Consider the following 20,488-nt stretch of genomic DNA (forward strand, 5'->3'; position numbering starts at 1 on the left):
CTAAATTGTTTTGAGTTAAAGAATAATAAAGTTCTTAATGTTATGGACTCGTAGACTCCTTAATTAAAAAACCGATTGAAATGTTTGTAGCATATCTTTTAGAATAGCTTTGGTGTCACCCTCTTTAAGACTTTCAAAAGAGACGTATCCTTTATAGTTTTGGTCTTTAATTATGGTTGCTATTCTTTTAATATCTGCATTTATTTTTGTGCTATCTTTAGTTTTAACATGCTCTTTAACAAAATAGTAATTGGCATAAGGTGCTAGTTTTTCAATTTCTGCATAAGGGTCGTCAGAAGGTAAGCTACCACAGTCTAAAATAAGCCCAAACCAATCAGAATTTACCCGTTTGATAATATCAATCACTTCATCACTAGTAAATAAAAATTCATCATGATTTTGTAATCCTACAATCACACCATTTTCTGCACCATATTGAGCACATGCTTTGTATTCGCTAACGAGCCATTCCTTAATTTCCTCTTTGCTAAATTCTTCGCTTTTGTTTCTTCCAGTAAAAACTCTCATAATACTAGCTCCAAGTTTTGAAGACACCTCTAACCAATCTTTGATAAGTGCCTTGTCAGAATTTCGATTTTCAATATTTGGAGTTACAAAATCATTTCGAACACCCGTCCAAGCAATATCTAATCCTAATTCTAAAGCTTTTCTTTTTAGGGTAAAAAGAGTTTCGTTTGATGGTTTTTGGGGATATGATGAAAAGTAATATCCTGTTAAATCTACAGCATCTAGACCAATATAGGCAGCAAATTCCATCATGTCAAAAAATGTCATTTCTCCGCTTCTAAGCATAGTGTTGAAAGAGTAGGCATTAACACTATATTGAACTCTACTGTTTTTTTGGGTTTCTAATTTGTTAGGAAATGCCATGAGTTTACCCGTACCTAAAATAAGAGGTGCTAATGCCATATTTTGTAAAAAGTCTCTTCTTGTTTTTTTCATAGGTTGGACTAATTTTGCAATATTGCTGATTATAAACTAGAAATTGTTTTTCTGATGGCTACTAAATTGCTTAGTAAACTTTCCAAATTATCTAAATGTAGCATATTAGCGCCATCACTTTTTGCATTTGCAGGATCGAAGTGGGTTTCTATAAATAAACCATCTACATGATTTACTACTCCTGCACGGGCTATGGTTTCTATCATATCTGGACGTCCGCCTGTTACACCTACTGATTGATTAGGTTGTTGTAGGGAATGCGTAACATCTAAAACGGTTGGCGCCATTTTTCGCATGGTGGGGATGCCTCTAAAGTCTACTATCATGTCTTGATAACCGAACATGGTACCTCTGTCTGTAATCCACGCTTTATTATTGCCGGCATCTTTTACTTTTTGTACGGCATGTTTCATAGCTTCAGGACTCATGAATTGTCCTTTTTTTAAGTTGACGACTTTGCCTGTTTCAGCTGCTGAAACTACTAAATCGGTTTGGCGTACTAAAAATGCTGGGATTTGCAACACATCAACATATTCGGCTGCTTTTATGGCATCTGAAACTTCATGAATATCTGTTACGGTGGGTACATTGAAAGTTTCGGAAACTTTTCTGAGAATTTTTAAAGCTTTTTCGTCACCTATTCCTGTAAAACTATCAATTCTGCTACGGTTTGCTTTTTTGAAACTGCCTTTAAAGACATATGGTATTTTTAATTTATCGGTTATAGAAATGACTTTTTCGGCAATGCGTAATGCCATGTCTTCGCCTTCAATAGCACAGGGGCCGCATAATAGAAAAAAGTTGTTGGAATTAGTGTGTTTAAGTTTTGAAACTTCGGTAAGGTTCATGTGCTTTAAAATTTAAGCAACAAAGTTACATATTAAATGCGTTCCTTTCTATAATTTCTAATAATTGAAAACATTAATGAAAAATTAATTGAAATTAAAAGTCCAACAAAAATAATGAGTTGTTTGGTTTCATTAGAAAAAGAGAAAATACGAGTCAAAACTTCTAAGATGCCAAACCAAAAAAGGGCCATTAAAATAAGATAGAAGTAGTGATTAATCTTAGGGAATTTCATAATTAGGGATTTAATAAAATTTATAGATAGAGATGGTTGTTAGTTGTATAAAAACGTAGACAACTTAAAAAAATTATATAAACTTTTAATTCTAACATATTTTTAACTAAATTATAAAATAACCCGTACATTTGCACGCTTAAAATAAGGCACTATTATGGCTAATATTAAAAACATCGCAATTATTGCACACGTAGATCATGGTAAAACTACTTTGGTTGATAAAATTATGTATCACTGTCAATTATTTCGTGAGAACGAAAATACTGGAGATTTAATTCTAGATAATAATGATTTAGAGCGTGAAAGAGGTATTACAATTACTTCTAAAAATGTTTCTGTAATTTATAAGGATACTAAGATTAATATTATTGACACCCCTGGTCACGCCGATTTTGGTGGAGAGGTAGAGCGTGTACTTAATATGGCTGATGGTGTTTTATTATTGGTTGATGCTTTTGAAGGCCCAATGCCACAAACCCGTTTTGTTTTACAAAAAGCGATTGATTTAGGTTTGAAACCTTGTGTGGTTGTAAATAAAGTGGATAAAGAAAACTGTACACCAGATGAGGTGCATGAAAAGGTTTTTGATTTAATGTTTGAGCTTGGTGCTGAAGAATGGCAATTAGATTTTCCTACAGTTTATGGTTCTGCAAAGAATAACTGGATGAGTGATGATTGGCAGAATGAAACTGAAAATATTGAGCCGCTTTTAGATATGGTTATAGAGCATATTCCTGAACCAAAGATTGAAGAAGGTACAACACAAATGTTAATTACATCTTTAGATTTTTCTTCTTTTACAGGTAGAATTGCTATTGGACGTCTAACTCGTGGAGAGTTGAAAGCTGGTCAAAATATTTCTCTAGTTAAAAGAGATAAAAGTGTTGTGAAATCTAAAATTAAAGAGCTACACACGTTTGAAGGTTTAGGACGTAAAAAGGTAGATACTGTTCAAGCTGGTGATATTTGTGCTATTGTTGGTCTTGAAGGTTTTGAAATTGGTGATACTGTTGCTGATTGGGAAAATCCTGAAGGTTTAAAAACAATTGCGATTGATGAGCCAACAATGAGTATGTTATTTACCATTAATGATTCTCCTTTCTTTGGTAAGGATGGTAAATATGTAACATCTCGTCATATTAAAGATAGATTAACTAAAGAGTTAGAAAAGAATTTAGCACTAAAAGTTGAAGAAACGGATAGTGCTGATAAGTTTATGGTTTTTGGTCGTGGTGTATTGCATTTATCTGTTTTAATTGAAACGATGCGTCGTGAAGGTTATGAACTTCAAATAGGACAGCCACAAGTAATTATTAAAACTATTGATGGTGTGAAATGTGAGCCAGTTGAGGAAATGACAATTGATTTACCTGAAACTGTTTCTGGTAAAGCTATTGAAATGGTAACCATGCGTAAAGGAGAAATGCTTAGTATGGAAGCTAAGGGCGAGCGTATGGTTTGCGAATTTATTATTCCATCAAGGGGTATTATAGGTTTACGTAACCAATTATTAACGGCTACTGCTGGTGAAGCTATTATGGCACACCGTTTTAAAGAATATCAACCATTAAAAGGTGGTATTCCTGAGCGTCAGAATGGAAGTTTAGTATCTATGGAAAAAGGTCAGGCTATACCTTACTCTATTGATAAATTACAAGATAGAGGTAAATTTTTTGTTGATCCTGGTGAAGATATTTACGAAGGTCAAGTTATTGGAGAAAACTCACGTGGTGATGATATGACGGTTAACGTAACAAAAACTAAAAAGTTAAGTAACGTGCGTTCTTCAGGAGCTGATGATAAAGCCAAAATTGTACCTGCAATTAAATTCTCATTAGAAGAAGCTCTAGAGTATATTCAGAAAGATGAGTATGTTGAGGTAACTCCAAACCACTTACGTTTGCGTAAAATTTGGTTAACGGAAGTAGACCGTAAACGAAACAAATCTTTATAATTTGGAGTTTTTAGGGATTTCATGGATTGAATGGATAGGATATGCTGCAATGGCTACCGTTCTAGTGTCATTCTTGATGAAATCTGTTTATAAATTAAGAATAGTAAATGCTTTTGGGTGTTTACTATTTGTGTTTTATGGACTAGTGCTAGAACCAACTTCAAAACCAATAGTTGTAACTAATATAGCTATATTTGGTATTAATTTATATTATATTTTTAAGAAAGGAAATTAATTTTTTTCTTATATTTTTCGTTATAATTTCTTATGATTTTATAATGATAAACAAGTAAAGCTTAAATCATTTTGTATATTTGAATGCTTCAGAAAAGTGTAACAGAATAATATATTCTTTTAAGCGTTTATAAAGCTACATTGCAACGTCTTTGAAGAATTAATAGCACGGAAATTATATATTAATTGAAAAAATTAATAGACTATATAAACAGTAAGGTTTTAGTTAAAATTACCTCTTTACAAACCGCTTCAGTATTAACCAGAATAATAGCTGGAATATTAACATCAAAAGCTATTGCTGTTTTAATTGGAGCAGAAGGTTTAGCTTTAATAGGTAATTTACGAAACTTTGTTGGTTCTTTTCAAACAGTTGCAACTTTAGGTTTTTATAAAGGTGTTGTTAAATATGTTTCGGAATTTAAAGATAATACCGTAAAATTAAGTAAAACACTTTCTACAGTTTATTATGTAGGTTTTATTTCTACAATAGTTGTTTCATTTTTTTGTTACTTCAGAGCAGAATGGATAAATGATATTATATTTCCAACATATAATGATTATGCTTATGTTATTCGAATTTTTGCCATAGTACTGCCTTTTTATGCTTTAAATATGTTTACATTCTCGATAATGAATGGGTTTTCAAAGTATAAAATCCTTATAATTATTAATATAATTGGACAAATTTTAAGTGTTTCAATTGCATTGCTTTTAATATATCAGAACAAGATAGATGGTGCTTTAATATCCGTAGTTATTGCTGAGTCATTAATATTCTTGATAACATTAGTTGGTATAATAAATAGAAAAAGCTTAATCACTCAGATAAAAGTTAGTCAGGTTAGCCTAAGTATGTTTAAAAAGCTAAGTCCATATTCTTTAATGGCTCTTTTTTCTGCTGTTTTACTACCTTTTGTTGCAATAGCTATTAGATCATACATCATTGAAAATATTGGCTATAAAGATGCTGGTTTTTGGGAAGCTATGACAAGAATATCAAACTATTATCTCATGTTTGTAAGTTCTTTAATAGCCCTATATCTTTTACCGCGATTTGCAGAAATAAACACCACAAAGGCTTTTAAGAAAGAAGTTGTTAGTTTTTACAAAACAATAATTCCTATTCTGTTAGTTGGTTTACTACTTATTTATTTATTAAAGCACTATATTGTAATTGGTATTTTTTCTGAAGAGTTTGAACCTGTTGAAGATTTATTTTTATTTCAATTATTAGGAGATTTTATAAAAATTTTATCAATTATAATTGCTTATCAGTTTTTGGCTAAAAAAATGTTTTGGCATTACATCTTAACAGAGGCGTTTTTAATTATTATTTTATATACAACTAGTGTGTATTTTATAGATATGTTGAATGATGTTGAAGGTGCTGTTATAGCTCATTTTGTGAGTTATGTTATGTACTATGGTATTATTTTACTAATTTTTGGTAGCTCTCTTTTTGGTGTTGAAAACGAAAATAGTTAGACTTGTCTTCTTTTTTTGTATAATTTAGTACTCTCTTTTTGGAATTTTAATACCTTGTGGCATAGTCAAGGTAGTTTATAAATTTATCCAACTATATTATTGAAAATTCCAAGTTTTATAAAAAATAATTTATTATTAAAAGTAACATCTGCTAACACGGGGTTGGTTTTAGTAAGGATGTTATCTTCATTATTGTCTCAAAAAGTATTGGCTGTTTTAATTGGAGCTGAAGGCATAGCCTTGGTTGGAAATTTGAAAAATGTCATTGGCTTTTTTGAGCAGTTTTCTATTTTGGGTACATCAAATGGGCTAGTTAAATATATTTCAGAATATAAAGATGATAAAAAACAGTTAAGTAATTTGTTTTCAACAGTTTTCGTTTTTTCTGTTTTAGCTGCATTACTTTCTTTTGTTATTTTGTTTTTCTGGTCTAACACACTAAGTGATATTGTTTTCGGAAATGGCAGCAGTTACAGTTATATCTTTAAGATTTTAGCTTTTTTAATTCCTTTTATGGGAGTGAATGCTGTTTTATATTCTTTATTAAATGGATTGTCTGCGTACAAATTGTTTTCAAAAATCGGGGTGGTTATTGTTATAACTAGTACCGTTTTAATTGTGTTTCTTACTTATCAATATGGGATAAAAGGAAGTTTAATTGCCATAAGTATAGTTCCTTTATTACAGTTTTTAGTATATACTTTGTTTGGTGTCAAAACATATAAAACATTAATAGATTTAAAAAGCGTTAGATTTAATTTGAATTTTAAAAATCAATTAATGTCATATAGTTTAATGGCTTTAATAGTTGTTTTTAGTATCAATATAACAGATATTGCATTAAGGCACTTAATTGAAAACAGAGTTAGTATTGCAGAAGCAGGAAATTGGACAGCAATGAACTCAATCTCTAAAGTTTATATGCAATTTACTGCGGCTATTTTTCCACTCTACATATTACCTGTTTATGCGAAAATATCGAATAGCACTGATTTCAGAAAAGAAGTTGTTAAGATATATAAAATGCTTCTGCCATTACTAGTGGTAGGGATGTTTATGGTTTTTGTTTTTAGAGAATTTATTATTACAGCGCTTTATACTGATGAGTTTTTAGGTATGGCAAGTTTGTTTAAATGGCAGTTGCTAGGGGATTTAATTAAGTTTATAGCTATCGTTTTATCTTATCAATTTATAGCAAAAAAACAAATTGGATATTTTATTTTCACTGAAGTGTTATCTGTTTTATTGTTTTATGGGTTTTCAGTTTACTTTATAGATATTTACGGAACAGACGGCGTAGTGTTAGCCCATTTTATAAGATATATTATATTTTTTATAGTTGTGCTTTTTATTTTGAGGCATAATTTTATTGGAAAAAAAAGAGTGATTTAATGTTAAAGAAATGAGTAAAACTTTATCAAATAATTCCATAACTTTTGAAGTGTTAATTTCAACTATGGATAGGACATCTTTGTCCTTTGTTGAGAAAATGTTTCCCAATAATAAATTAGAAAATTTAAACCTTTTAATTATAAATCAAACTAAGAAAGGGAATGAATGTATTTCTAAGTTTGATAATATTAAAGTTATTAATTCATATGAGATGGGACTTTCAAAAAGTAGAAATTTAGCTCTTGAAAATGCCACAGGAGATATATGTTTTATAGCTGATGATGATGTTGAATATGTAGAGGGTTTTCAAGATATTGTTAAAGAAGCATATCAGCGAATAAGTAATGCATCAGTAATATTATTTAAGATTGGTACATTTACAGGAGAAAACTATAAACTATATCCTAAAAAATCTAAGCAATTAATTACAAGAAATAATGTCAAACCAGCATCTTCAATAGAAATGACATTTAAAAGAGCGCATATAGTAGACCATGGTATTGCATTTAATACTCTATTTGGGTTAGGTGGTTATTTTACTTCTGGGGAAGAATATTTATTTTTAAAAGATGTTTTAAAGCAAAACTTAAATGTTTATTTTGAAAACAAAACCATTGTTAAGCACTCTTTAGAAAGATCAACAAGTGATGTTAGTAGCAATAATTATATAAAAACCATTTCTGCACTTAATTACTTTGATTTCAAAAATTTTAGTTATTTACTTTTAGTTAAGTATATACTTTATTTATTAAAGCATAAATTAATAGGTTATAAAGATGTTATCGCTAAGTTTCGAATAGGTGTTAATGCAATAAATGAATGTAGAAAACTTATCAAAACAATATGAAAATTTTTATAAAGTTTTTTTTAAAATACGTTCCTTTAATAGTATTTGCTTTTTTGTTTGAAATCTTTTTCAATACCCTTACTCTATTTGTATTATTCAATTTATTAGAGAATATCTTTTTTGCTGTTGCGCTTGTTTGCCCACTTTATTTTTTTGATAATTTTAAATATAAGCGTTATTACTTTTTGTTGTCATACATCTTTTACTCAGTTTGCCTTTTCTTAGAAACTATATATTATTATTTATTTGAGACGTTTTTTAGTCCGTCTGCAATTTTTGTTGCTTTAGATTCCAACGCAGATGAAAGTAAAGAGTTTTTAAGTTTTTATGTAGATACTCCAGTTATAATTTTTAGTATTATTTTAATAGCAATTGTAATTTTAGTACTGATTAAAAGCAAAAAGGATTATGAATCCATACCAATTTTTTCAAAATCAAATAAACTAAAAATGGTTTTTTTGTTTTTAGGAATCATTATATTTATAAGACAGTCAACTCTTATTCGCTTTAACCTTCCATATTTAATTTTAAAATCTGGTATCGAATATTATAAAGAATCTGAAAATTTAGGAGATTATAAAAATAATAAATTAGGAGATTTTACAAATGTTTTGAGAGAATCTAACTCAAAAGAAAAAGAAGTTTATGTTATAATTATTGGAGAATCTACTTCTCGTTCACATTTAGGTATTTATAATTATTATAGAAATACAACACCAAACCTTAATACAATTAAAAATGAATTATTGATATATAATGATGTTATAAGCCCACATGCTTATTCTGTTGGAGCTTTAACTAAGATATTGACTTTGGGCAATTATGAGAACCCAGGTTTAATATCAAAAGGATCAATAATTCAGTTAATAAATGCTGCTGGTTTTGAGACGTATTGGATATCTAATCAAAGACCCATAGGCCCTTTTGAGAGTATGATTACGAAAATTAGTTTATCATCCAAAAATCATCAATTTTTAACCACTACGGTTGCAGGCAATAGTACTGTACTAGATGGAAAACTATTAGAAGCTTATGATGATATCATCAATAATGAAATAGATAAAAAAGTTATTTTTATTCATATGATGGGAACGCATCATCATTATGAAAACAGGTACCCCGAGTCTTTTAATAAATTTAATGATGAACCCAAAACTAAATTTAGATCTAATGATAGTTTCGAGAAAATAAATCATTATGATAATGCAATTCTCTATAATGATTTTATTATTTCTGAAGTCATTGAAAAGTTAGATGGTTTAAATGCTAAAACCTTTGCTTTATATTTTTCAGACCATGGAGAAGAAATGTATTCAACTTTAGATATGGCTGGCCATAATGAAGATATTTATTCTCAGCAAATGTTTGAAGTACCTTTTTTCTTGTGGCAATCACAAAAAATGCAAAAAGAAAGCCATTTGCTATATAAATCGAACAGAAAATATATGATAGATGATATGTTCCATTCTTTAGCAGATTTACTTAGTATTTCTGCAAAAGAAGTAGATACTACAAGGAGCATTTTTAATAAAGGATTTAATGAAAGAAAAAGAATTATAAAGGATACAATTAATTACGATACTTTTTTCAAATAACGTAATCTGTAATTTATAAGCTAGTATTTCATGTTATTCTATTATGTTTGTAATAATAACGGTTTAGAGTAAAATCTCAAACAAATATTAAAATTTTTGAAAAACACCATAACCAGTCAAAACCTAATTCACTTAGCTATTTATATTATAGTAGGTGTTTTAGTTTTAAATAGAGGTGCTATTTATTTTCCAGATAGTTACACGTTTTTGGACATGGCCTTTAATCATAGTCCGTTTTATTGTTTTTTTTTAAAAGTTATAACCAGTGTTTTCGGTGATTACTTTGAAATACCACTAGTTATAATTCAGTACTTAATTATAGTATTTGGCATCGATTTTTTTGTAAAAATCTTAAAAAAGGTTTTTAATATTCACGCTTTTGGTGTTATAATAATTCAGTTAATATGTTTAGCACCATGTATTTATTTACATAATTTAGGAAGTGCTATTTTAAGCGAAGCTTTAACGTATCCTATTTTTCTATTAATATTTGCATTCAGTTTAAAGTTGTTTGTTGAAGAGAACCTCAGATACCTATATAAAATTTGTGTTTTGCTGTCTATATTAATACTAACAAGAGGTCAGTTTCTAGCATTAATTCCAGTTTTAATATTGATAGTAGGTTATGTTATTTATAAAACCAAATCTTTTAAAAAGCATTACTATTTTATAATTCTTTTGGCTATTATTCCTATTATAACTACAATAAGTGAAAGAGTTTATAATAAAGTAATCTTTGGGCATTTTGTTAATAATGCTATGAATTATGTTCATATTATAGCTTCTCCATTTTACATTGCTAATGAAACAGACGTTAGTCTTTTTACAGAAGAAGATGAAAGCGTTTATTTTAATATGATTTATAAAAGTTTAAAAGACGCTGAGTTAACCCGAAACCAAAATTTAAGCTTAGATAAAGACGATTATTTGTTTTTTCAACATAACTTTCCTGAAATATGTAATAGAAGAATTTATGATCTAGGATTAAATTCTTATGAAGCTAAAGGCCTTAATTTTATTGAGCAAAATATAGCATTAAATGCGCTTTGCTCAAGAATGGTATTTCCATTAATAAAACAAAATTTTAAGGTTTGGATTAAGCTTTTTATTAAGAACTTGAAGAATTCATTTGGCTCTTCAAAGCAAATACTTTTCTATTTGGTTTTACTATTATATGGATTAATTAATTTAATTAAATCGAATAAAAATATATATAAGTTTTTAGTATTAACCATCTTATTTATGTTTGCAAATAATACGCTTATAGCCTTAGTTATTCATTCTATAAAACGTTATATATTTTATTTTGATTGGGTTGTTTTTGCAACATTCATCATATTATTAAACAAAATATTTAAATACCAGCAGCAACGTGAGTCTTGAATTATCTATAGTAATGCCATGCTTAAATGAAGCAGAAACTATTGCAGCTTGCATAGAAAAGGCTCAAACTTTTATGCTTGAAAATAATATTGAAGGTGAAGTTGTAATAGGAGACAATGGAAGTACTGATGGTTCTCAAGTGATTGCAAGAAAACTTGGAGCCATTGTGGTTAATGTAAAAAAGAAAGGCTATGGTAATGCTTCCAGAGGTGCTATTGAAGCTTCAAAAGGAAAATATATTATTACTGCGGATACTGATGATAGTCATGATATATTAAATCTTAAACTTTTTATAGAAAATTTAAGAAGTGGTTTTGATTTAGTTATGGGAAACCGTTTTAAAGGCGAAAACAAAAAAGATTCAATGCCTTTTTTACATCGTTATGTTGGAAACCCTATTCTAACGTTTATTGGTAATTTATTTTTCAGAACTAATTTAGGCGATTTCCATTGTGGTTTAAGGGGGTTTACAAGAGAAGCATATAATAAAATGGACTTATCTACTCCAGGTATGGAGTTTGCTTCAGAAATAATTGTAAAGGCATCATTATTTAACTTAAAAATAACTGAAGTACCAACCACTGTTTTTCCATCTGGCAGAAATAGAAAAGCGCACTTAAGAACTTTTCCTGATGGCTGGAGGCATTTAAGGTTTTTGTTATTATATAGCCCTAAATGGTTATTCTTAATTCCGGGTTTTATTTGTATGCTTATTGGAATGATTGGTGCACTCTATATTTTGTTTGGTTCTGATTCAACAAATTTAAAATGGATTCCGTTATTCTCAGGTTTATTTTTAATTAGTTTTCAATTTGTTGTTTTTTATGCGTTAACTAAAATTTATGCAACAAACCATGGACTCATTCCTAGAAGAAAAAGTTATAATAAATTGTTTGTTTATTTCACTTTAGAAAGAGGTTTGATATTAGGTTTTCTTTTTACTCTGTTTGGAGGTTTTTTATATTATTTAGGATTTGAAAAAGGCATTGAAAGTATGGAGAATATGCTTAAAATAATTATTCCATCTATAGTAATTGCGGTATTAGGTATACAAATTATACTCTTTAGTTTCTTCTTTAGTATTTTAGGGTTAAAGGAGGAGAAATAATTAGTGTTAATAGTGTTTAAATATTTGCTGAAAAATAGAGACCATTTTTAACCAAAATTCTATGTATATATTTTAATATTTTTACAATTATCTTAGGAGAATTAAGAAGTAGCTTTTGTTTAAAATTTAAATTATTCAAATCAATTTCTGACTTTAGTTTCTTAAATAATTTTTTCTCATCATTCAGTTTGCATCTTAGAGCAACTGCAAACCTATTAACATCTAGATATAGTTTTAATGAAGGATGTTTTTTCTCTTCATTAGAAAAATTATTAATAAACTCATATCTAATTTCATTATAATTACTTTTAGATAAGCTGTTCTCAACATGAAATTTATAAGACATGGTGATAGTTGGATTAAATGCTATATCATATTTTAAAGCCATTTTTATCCATAAATCTAAATCTTGTGCTGTTTTCAATTTAGTATTAAATCCGCCTACCAAACTAAACACATTTTTTTTGAAGGCTACTGCTGATGTCCAAGCTACAGAATTGGTTATACTTGCTTTAAAAAAATCATTGACAATTAAACAATCGTTACCGTAATCAAAATTCAATTTAGCAGAACGAACAACATTATCAGAATAATAAACCTGATAATTATTACAAAACATCCCAGCATTTGGGAATATCTCAATTAGTTTTTTGAGTTCTGATAAATGATTAGGATACCAATAATCATCAGCATCCAATAAAGCTATATAGTTTCCTGTAGATTCATTAATACCTAAATTTCTTGTATATGATGCGCCCTTATTTTTTTGATTAATAATTTTGAATCGTTTGTCAACTAAAGGCTTTAATTTTTCTAAACTAGAATCTGTTGAACCATCATTTACAATAATTACATCAAAATCTGTAAAAGATTGTTTTAACAAACTAGAAATAGTTTGCTCAATAAAAAGCTCTTTATTATAAAGCGGTATTACAACTGAAAAAAAAGCCATTATTTTTTTAAATTAATATGACAAAAGTAGCTTAATCTAAATAAATCAAATATGTGTAAAGATGGCTTTTTTGAAGTTAAATTAGCTACAAATAGCTTATAAAACAACTTATGAGTTAAAGCGAATAAGTAATTTAACTTCATTTTTTTTAGAGATGTAAAAACTTTTAAAAAAGTTATAAAATTGGGGTCTATTAGTTTCGTTTTATATATGCTATCTAGATTTTTTATCGATTTATGCATTTTATAAAAAAACACGTCATTGTAATCTACATCTCCATGTATTACAGGGTTTGGTATATGTTTTATAGATGCATTTAATTCACTTAACTTATATGCAAATACGGTATCCTCATGACCATATTGGGTTATTTGTTTCTCAAAACCTATTTTATTAAAAACGTTTTTTTTAATTAATGTATTATTAAATAACACACTTTTATAAATATTTTTATTGCGTTTAGTAACATCAGAGTCTTCTCGGAAAACGCCATATTTCCATCGTAACCTTCTACTGGGTTCTACGTTTTTTGGGTGTATTCTTCCTCCATAAATAACATCTATATCTAGTTTTGCAGAGTCTATATATTTATTAATGAATTTATCGTCTGGTAATAATGAATCTCCATCAATAAATAATAAGTATTTATATTGAGCTAATTCTGCTAATATATTTCGGTTATTACTCAAGCCAACATTTTCTTTTTGAGAATGAAATTTTGAATTTTTTAGTGTATTAATTTTGATGTTTTCTGTGTTTATTGTAGAATTAGAACCATCATCTGAACAAATAATTTCAAATACGATACTTGTTTTTTCTAATTGTTTAGAAAGATTACATACTAATGGGTATATGTTATAGTTATAAGTTGGAATTAATACTGATATCATTAATATTTATTAGCTATCAAATTTTAAAATACATTTTTTAAGTGATTGAATATTTTTTCATAAAAAAAATCTAAATTGCATTAAGAAATAATACCCATTCTATTATTATGGTTAAATCTAGTGAAATCTCTGAATTAATATATAATAAAATTAAGAGTAATTTCGAAAAGCTATCTGAATCTTATAATTCTTCAAAAAGCAATATAGGTTATTTTTTTTTAGATGACTTGCTACCTGAAGAAATAGCAAATACATGTTTTGATAATTTTCCTAGCCCCTCAGAAATGCGTCGTTTGAAAAGTATAAGAGAGTACAAATTTGTCTCCGCTCAAATGGATAAGCATAATTCTATTTTAGAGAAGGTTTTGTATGCTTTTCAAGATGAGAAAGTGGTTAGTTTAATTGGAGAAATTTGTGATATTAATTTGTTGGAGCCAGATAAGTCTTTGTATGCAGGAGGATTGTCATTGATGGCTGAAAATAATTTTTTAAACCCACATTTAGATAATTCTCATGATGCCAATCGAGAACGTTGGCGAGTTTTAAATTTACTCTATTATGTAACTCCAGATTGGGAAATTGATAATGGAGGGCATTTAGAATTATGGCCTAATGGACCTAAAAAAGAGCCTATAGTTATTGAAAGTAAATTTAATAGATTGGTTGTTATGGCTACTCATGCCTATTCTTGGCATTCTGTTAATAAGGTAAATGTTAATAAAAATAGATGCTGTATTTCTAATTATTACTTTAGTAAAAATGCCTTAAGAGAAACGGATAAATTTCATGTTACTAAATTCAGAGGAAGACCTAATGATACTATTAAAAATATAATATTAGATTTTGATGCTAATTTAAGAATGATTTTGAGAAGAGTTTTTAAGAAAGGTATTAGAAAAAATCCCCACAGATATAAAAAAAATGATAGTTAGTTGAATTGTTTTTTGTTTCCCTCAAAATTTAAGTAAGGGTTGTCTAAGACATTTGTTTCCCTGTTTCTTTCTAATTCAAATCTATATTTATGATCTAATACGTGAAAATAATAGATTTGTTTTACCCAATCTGCATTTTTAAAAATTCTACGATTTGCAAAAAAAGGATGATAACTAATATTTCTATATTGATGCGTATTGTTAAACTCTTTTATAGCCAATAGCTCGCCACATTTATCATTATGATGAGGTAAAGTTATATCATCAAAATAAATATAAGTTAATGGTAAAAAATGCTCTGGTTTACTATCTAGTAATTCAAAAACTTCTTTAGTAGAGCTATAATAGTCAACATCGACAGATATAAATCCAATTGGAGCCTCAGGAGAAATTGTCTTTTTAAAATCATTTATGGTGTCTTTAACTGTACCATAAATTAAAGTGGCATTGTTTTTTGTATTTTGTTCTAATAAATCCCTATTCATAGGGAAGTCACCAGTGGTGTAATATTCAGGATGATCTCTGAAATCTAACGGAGCTGGCATGCCTTTTCCTGTATCAAAACCAAAAATTTCTATATTAATACCGGTTACTTTTGTAACTTTTTTTGCAATTTTAATAATATTCATTAATCCTGCGCCATTAGCTACACCAAATTCTAGAACAGATATTGTTTTTAAACCTCTCTCTTTTGCTTGATCTGCAGCTTCTAAAATACTATATGCATGCTGAGGCCTCAAAACTAAATCATAAGCTACTTTTTTCCTAAAAGAGCCAAAAAGGAATATAAATATTGAAATAAAATTTAGATGTAAAGGTTCAGATAACCTTTGTACAAATATTTTATTCCATATTCTCTTTTCAGAAAGTCTCTTTAAAAAGTAAGTCATTAATTATATTATTTATTAACTATTAAAACTATTTCTGAAGGTTTAAATCCGTTATAAATAGAATTTAATGAGTTATTAAATCTTTTAACCGAAACTTTAAATCCATTTTTTTTCAACCTAACTTTCAATCCATCTACAGAATATACCCTCACATGATCTTCTTGTCCAAAATGTTCTAAACGCTTTTCCGGTGAAGTTATTGAATCATCTTCATAAATATCACCTTTTTTAAATGGGGTTTGAATGTAAATTGTACCATTTGGTTTTAAAATACGATAGAGTTCAGACATAGCTTTTTGATCATCTGTAATATGCTCTAAGATATGATAACAGATAATAGTATCAAAAGTTTCATCTTTTTGATTAATATCTGTAATGTCAAATTTATAATCTGCTAGAAATTCATTTTCAAAATCAGAGCTAGAGTAATTAATATGTTTATTCTTTTTTAATTTTCTATAAAGATTTCTAGAAGGAGAAAAATGAAGTACATTTCCTTTTAGAGTGTTATCTTCTTTAAGTATTCCCCAAAGTCTACGGTTTCTTGATAAACTTCCACAAAAAGGGCATAATAAGTCTTCGTTTTCTATTTTAATAAATACTCTTAATTTTTTATCGCAAATATTACATTGATGGGTGTTTCCAATATAGAATACTGCATAAAAATACCTAAAAAACAATTCGTTTTTGAAAAGAAACTGTCTAGGAATAAGAGATTTAAGAGTCTTTTTTATAAAGTTGTACATAAATCTATCCTTTACGCTGTACAACTTCATAAACCTGATTCTCATCACATTTTAAAGTTTTACTTGGGTATTTAAGGAGCAATGCATAATCATGTGTAGCCATTAAAATAGTGTTTCCGTTTTTATTAATGTCTTGTAAAACTTCCATAACTTCAACACTAGTTTGAGGATCTAGATTCCCTGTAGGCTCATCAGCAAGAATCAGTTCAGGATCATTTAATAAAGCTCTTGCAATGGCAACACGTTGTTGTTCTCCTCCTGAAAGTTCATGTGGAAATTTAAAACCTTTCGTTTTCATATCTACTTTGGTTAGAACTTCTTCAACACGTGTGTTCATTTTGTCTTTTTCTTTCCATCCAGTGGCTTTTAAAACAAAAAGTAAATTATCATTAATGGTTCTATCAGTTAGTAATTTAAAATCTTGAAAAACGACCCCTAGTTTTCGTCTTAAAAAAGGAATATCTTTTTCTTTCAAATTTTTCAAATCAAAATCAACAATATGACCCTCACCTTCATTTAAAGGTAAATCACCATATAGCGTTTTCATAAAACTACTTTTTCCTGTACCTGTTTTACCAATTAAGTATACAAAGTCTCCTTCGTTAATTTCTACATTAACGTTGGAAAGCACTAAACTATCACCTTGAAAAATTGAGGCGTCTTTTAATTGTAAAATTGGATTAGACATTAAATGAATGGAGTTTTATAACGTGTTGTAAATGTATTACTAAAAAGTTAAATCTTAAAAATTAACGATTAAAACTTTACTTTATTTTCAACACAAATTTAACATTTAATAACTCAGTTTATAATTATGGCACGATTATTACGTTATAAGATTCATATTAAATTATCTTTGATTTTAAATTTAAAAATTAATCCTAAATGACTAAGAGAAGTATCCTTTCATTAATAGTTGCTATAAGTTTTAGTTTTCAAATCCTAGCGCAGCAATCTGCAACATATACAAGTGGTTTAGTCGATTATCAAAAGGCATTATCGCTTTATAATAATCAACAATATAGAGCTGCACAATCTATGTTTAGTAATGTAAAAAAGACTGCTGAAGAAGAAATTCTACAGTCTAATTGTGCATATTATATAGCCAATTGTGCTGTACGATTAAACCAGCAAAATGCTGACCAATTGGTTGAAGATTTTGTAAAAGAATATCCAACTAGTACTAAAAGGAATACTGCTTTTGTAGATGTTGCCGATTACTATTTTGAAAACTCTAAATATGCATACGCGAGTAAATGGTATAAGAAGGTTGATGAAAATGCATTGGCAAGAAAGGAACGAGAAAAATATAATTTCAACTATGGTTATACGGCTTTTACAACCAAGAACTATAAAACAGCTAAAAAATATTTAAGTCGAGTTGAGAATTCTTCTGAATTTGGCTCTCAAGCTAAATATTACATAGGTTTTATGGCTTATGAAGGTGATGATTATGATAGCGCAAATGAATATTTTGAACAAGTTAGCGACCAAGAACGTTACAAAGAAAAGTTATCTTATTATCAAGCCGATTTAAACTTCAAATTAGGAAAGTTTGAAAAAGCTATTGAACTTGCTAAAGAAAGATTAGACTCAAGCGATGAAGCAGAAGTTTCAGAGCTTTCAAAAATTATAGGTGAAAGTTATTTCAATTTGGAAAAATATGCTGAAGCTATTCCGTATTTAAAAGCATACAAGGGCAAAAGGAAAAAATGGAATAATACAGATTTTTATCAATTAGGATATGCATATCATAAGCAAAAAGATTATGAAAATGCTATTTCGGAATTTAATAAAATAGTAGGCGGTAACAATTCTATAGCTCAAAATGCATACTATCATTTAGGAGAAAGTTATATCAATTTAGGGAAGAAACAGGAAGCTTTAAATGCGTTTAGAAATGCATCGCAAATGGATTTCGATTTGAAGATTCAAGAAGACTCATGGTTAAATTATGCAAAAATTAGTTATGAAATTGGTAATCCATATCAATCTGCACCACAAGTTTTAGCTGGTTATTTAGAAAAGTATCCTGAAACACCTTATAAAGAAGAGATAGAAACACTTTTAATAGACTCTTACATAACCTCTAAAAACTATAAAGAAGCTTTAAAACTCTTAGAAAGTAAAAAGAGTTTTGAAAATAAAGCAGCATATCAGAAAGTAGCATTTTACAGAGGTTTAGAATTGTACAATGAAAGTAATTATCAAGAAGCAGAAGATCTTTTTGATGCCTCATTAAAAGAATCTTTAGAATCAAATTATACAGCAAGAGCAACATTTTGGAAGGCTGAAGCAGATTATAACTTAACAAATTATGATGATGCTTTAATAGGCTTTAAGCAGTTTCAGCAACAAGCGGGAGCATCATCAACATCAGAAATTGAAAATATAGATTACAATTTGGCTTACACCTATTTCAAACTTAAAAACTATGGAAAGGCTACTGAGTACTTCAATCAATTTATTTCCAATAAGAGAGTTGATAAGGTAAGATTAAATGATGCTTATTTGCGTTTAGGAGATGGTCATTTTGTGTCAAGTCAATATCAAAGTGCAATTTCTGCTTACGATAAAGCTATTAAGTTAAATGAAATAGAATCAGATTACCCAGCGTTTCAAAAGGCAATTAGTGTAGGTTATGCAGGAAATTCTTCAAAGAAAATAAAAGAACTAGAACAATTTATTAGCCAATATGCGAAATCTAAATTAAGAGATGATGCGTTATACGAACTAGGGAATTCGTTAGTAAAAGCTAATGAAACTGATAGAGCAATGAAAGCTTACAATCAGTTGAGTACTGAGTATAGAATGAGCTCGTTTGTGCCTAGAGCATTATTGCGTCAAGGTTTAGTGTATTACAATGGAAGCGAAAACGAACGTGCATTAACCAAGTTTAAAAAAGTAGCTGGAGATTATCCTGGAACACCAGAAGCAGTTCAAGCTGTTTCTACAGCACGTTTAATTTATATTGATTTAGGTAGAGTAGATGAGTATGCTAATTGGGTAAAACAATTGGATTATGTTGAAGTAACTGATGTAGATTTAGATAACACCACATATGAATCAGCAGAAAAACAATATTTAGAAAACAATACTGATAAAGCGATTAGATTATTTAATGGCTATTTAAATCAATTTCCAAATGGTATTCATGCCTTACAATCGCATTTTTATTTAGCGCAAATGTATTATAAGAAAGATTTGTTGGAAAATGCAGCACCACATTATAAATATGTTGTGGAGGCAAGTCAAAGTGAATTTACAGAGGAAGCTTTATCACGTTTATCTCAGTTTTATTTGGAAAGTAAAAGTTGGAATAAAGCAATACCTATTTTAAAACGTTTAGAGGAAGAAGCCAATTATCCTCAAAATATTGTTTTTGCCCAATCTAATTTAATGAAGGCAAATTATCAATTAGAAAATTTCGACAATGCTGTAGCTTATGCTGAAAAGGTTTTAGGTAGCTCTAAAATTGATAATAAAATAAAGAGTGACGCACATATTATTATTGCACGTTCTGCAATGAAAACAGGAGATGAAACTAAAGCTAAATCTGCTTATGCAAATGTTGAGCGCGTTGCGACTGGGGAAACAGCTGCAGAGGCCTTATACTTTAATGCTTATTTTAAAAATAAAGAAGGGAAGCATGAAGCATCAAATAAATCAGTCCAAAGATTAGCTAAAGATTTTTCAGGATATAAATATTACAGTGCTAAGGGGTTAGTGTTAATGGCAAAAAACTATTACGCTTTAAATGATGCCTTTCAAGCAACATATATTTTAGAAAGTGTTATTCAGAATTTCCCTGAATTTGATGATGTCGTTTCAGAAGCAAAAACAGAGCTCCGTAAAATTAAAAGGGAAGAGGCTAAAACCAACTCATCAATAGTACAAGAAGATTAATTTAAAGTTATTATGTCATGCTGAGCATTACTAAAATAAAAATATATTTTTATTGTAAGTACCGAAGCGAAGCTTCATGAAGCATCTCAAAATCAAAATCGTCAATCGTAAATCAAAAATCGAA

17 protein-coding genes are annotated in these 20,488 nt (G+C 28.7%); 10 read left to right on the top strand and 7 right to left on the bottom strand.

Features of this window, described 5'->3' with window-relative positions:
• Positions 1 to 63: 63 nt before the first annotated feature.
• Positions 64 to 963 carry a sugar phosphate isomerase/epimerase family protein gene (locus DIS18_RS14080; RefSeq protein WP_109353722.1) on the bottom strand — a complete coding sequence of 300 codons (900 nt, stop codon included), beginning with the start codon at positions 961 to 963 and terminating at the stop codon, positions 64 to 66.
• Between the two features lie 29 nt (positions 964 to 992).
• A complete protein-coding gene (gene kdsA, locus DIS18_RS14085; protein WP_109353723.1) occupies positions 993 to 1,811 on the bottom strand; it encodes a 3-deoxy-8-phosphooctulonate synthase in 819 nt (272 codons plus the stop codon).
• Positions 1,812 to 2,201: 390 nt separating this feature from the next.
• On the opposite strand from kdsA, the gene typA reads away from it, so the two are divergent.
• The 8 genes from typA to DIS18_RS14125 all read left to right on the top strand — a co-directional run bounded on the left by typA (position 2,202) and on the right by DIS18_RS14125 (position 12,048).
• Positions 2,202 to 4,001 carry a translational GTPase TypA gene (gene typA, locus DIS18_RS14090; protein WP_109353724.1) on the top strand — a complete coding sequence of 600 codons (1,800 nt, stop codon included), beginning with the start codon at positions 2,202 to 2,204 and terminating at the stop codon, positions 3,999 to 4,001.
• 1 nt (position 4,002) lies between these two features.
• The gene (locus DIS18_RS14095; protein WP_109353725.1) at positions 4,003 to 4,236 is read left to right on the top strand and encodes a uroporphyrinogen decarboxylase; all 234 of its coding nucleotides are present in this window, start codon (positions 4,003 to 4,005) and stop codon (positions 4,234 to 4,236) included.
• A 185-nt stretch (positions 4,237 to 4,421) separates the two neighbouring features.
• Positions 4,422 to 5,723, top strand: coding sequence for an O-antigen translocase (locus tag DIS18_RS14100; protein WP_109353726.1), 1,302 nt, complete (start codon positions 4,422 to 4,424; stop codon positions 5,721 to 5,723).
• Between the two features lie 99 nt (positions 5,724 to 5,822).
• Positions 5,823 to 7,115 (top strand): O-antigen translocase, encoded by a 1,293-nt coding sequence (locus tag DIS18_RS14105; protein WP_109353727.1) that lies wholly within the window; start codon positions 5,823 to 5,825, stop codon positions 7,113 to 7,115.
• A 10-nt stretch (positions 7,116 to 7,125) separates the two neighbouring features.
• Entirely contained in the window at positions 7,126 to 7,962 is an 837-nt protein-coding gene (locus tag DIS18_RS14110) for a glycosyltransferase family 2 protein (protein WP_109353728.1), read from the top strand.
• Positions 7,963 to 8,150: 188 nt separating this feature from the next.
• Positions 8,151 to 9,557, top strand: a complete 1,407-nt coding sequence (locus DIS18_RS14115) for a phosphoethanolamine transferase (RefSeq protein ID WP_181364059.1) — start codon at positions 8,151 to 8,153, stop codon at positions 9,555 to 9,557.
• A 96-nt stretch (positions 9,558 to 9,653) separates the two neighbouring features.
• The gene (locus tag DIS18_RS14120; RefSeq protein WP_109353730.1) at positions 9,654 to 10,940 is read left to right on the top strand and encodes a hypothetical protein; all 1,287 of its coding nucleotides are present in this window, start codon (positions 9,654 to 9,656) and stop codon (positions 10,938 to 10,940) included.
• Positions 10,930 to 12,048 carry a glycosyltransferase family 2 protein gene (locus tag DIS18_RS14125; RefSeq protein WP_245925718.1) on the top strand — a complete coding sequence of 373 codons (1,119 nt, stop codon included), beginning with the start codon at positions 10,930 to 10,932 and terminating at the stop codon, positions 12,046 to 12,048. Before DIS18_RS14120 ends, DIS18_RS14125 begins: the two co-directional genes overlap by 11 nt.
• A gap of 16 nt (positions 12,049 to 12,064) precedes the next feature.
• Here DIS18_RS14125 and DIS18_RS14130 read toward each other — a convergent pair whose 3' ends face one another.
• Entirely contained in the window at positions 12,065 to 13,000 is a 936-nt protein-coding gene (locus DIS18_RS14130) for a glycosyltransferase family 2 protein (protein ID WP_109353731.1), read from the bottom strand.
• Positions 13,000 to 13,890 carry a glycosyltransferase family 2 protein gene (locus DIS18_RS14135; RefSeq protein ID WP_109353732.1) on the bottom strand — a complete coding sequence of 297 codons (891 nt, stop codon included), beginning with the start codon at positions 13,888 to 13,890 and terminating at the stop codon, positions 13,000 to 13,002. Before DIS18_RS14135 ends, DIS18_RS14130 begins: the two co-directional genes overlap by 1 nt.
• Before the next feature lie 107 nt (positions 13,891 to 13,997).
• Here DIS18_RS14135 and DIS18_RS14140 point away from each other — a divergent pair, with 107 nt between their 5' ends.
• On the top strand, positions 13,998 to 14,822 hold the full coding sequence (locus DIS18_RS14140; RefSeq protein WP_109353733.1) for a 2OG-Fe(II) oxygenase: 825 nt from the start codon (positions 13,998 to 14,000) through the stop codon (positions 14,820 to 14,822).
• Here the strand turns inward: DIS18_RS14140 and DIS18_RS14145 are convergent.
• From DIS18_RS14145 to DIS18_RS14155, 3 genes are read right to left on the bottom strand one after another with little or no spacing between them, the layout of a single operon-like run.
• Complete coding sequence (locus DIS18_RS14145) at positions 14,819 to 15,712, bottom strand: hypothetical protein (RefSeq protein ID WP_109353734.1); 894 nt, start codon at positions 15,710 to 15,712, stop codon at positions 14,819 to 14,821. The genes DIS18_RS14140 and DIS18_RS14145 overlap by 4 nt on opposite strands.
• An 8-nt stretch (positions 15,713 to 15,720) precedes the next feature.
• Complete coding sequence (locus DIS18_RS14150; RefSeq protein WP_245925720.1) at positions 15,721 to 16,488, bottom strand: class I SAM-dependent methyltransferase; 768 nt, start codon at positions 16,486 to 16,488, stop codon at positions 15,721 to 15,723.
• A complete protein-coding gene (locus DIS18_RS14155; protein WP_109353736.1) occupies positions 16,463 to 17,146 on the bottom strand; it encodes a cell division ATP-binding protein FtsE in 684 nt (227 codons plus the stop codon). Before DIS18_RS14155 ends, DIS18_RS14150 begins: the two co-directional genes overlap by 26 nt.
• Positions 17,147 to 17,343: 197 nt before the next feature.
• Here DIS18_RS14155 and DIS18_RS14160 point away from each other — a divergent pair, with 197 nt between their 5' ends.
• Positions 17,344 to 20,364, top strand: a complete 3,021-nt coding sequence (locus DIS18_RS14160) for a tetratricopeptide repeat protein (protein ID WP_109353737.1) — start codon at positions 17,344 to 17,346, stop codon at positions 20,362 to 20,364.
• Positions 20,365 to 20,488 lie beyond the last annotated feature (124 nt).

The sequence above is a fragment of the Algibacter marinivivus genome (assembly GCF_003143755.1).
Lineage (GTDB): Bacteria > Bacteroidota > Bacteroidia > Flavobacteriales > Flavobacteriaceae > Algibacter_B > Algibacter_B marinivivus.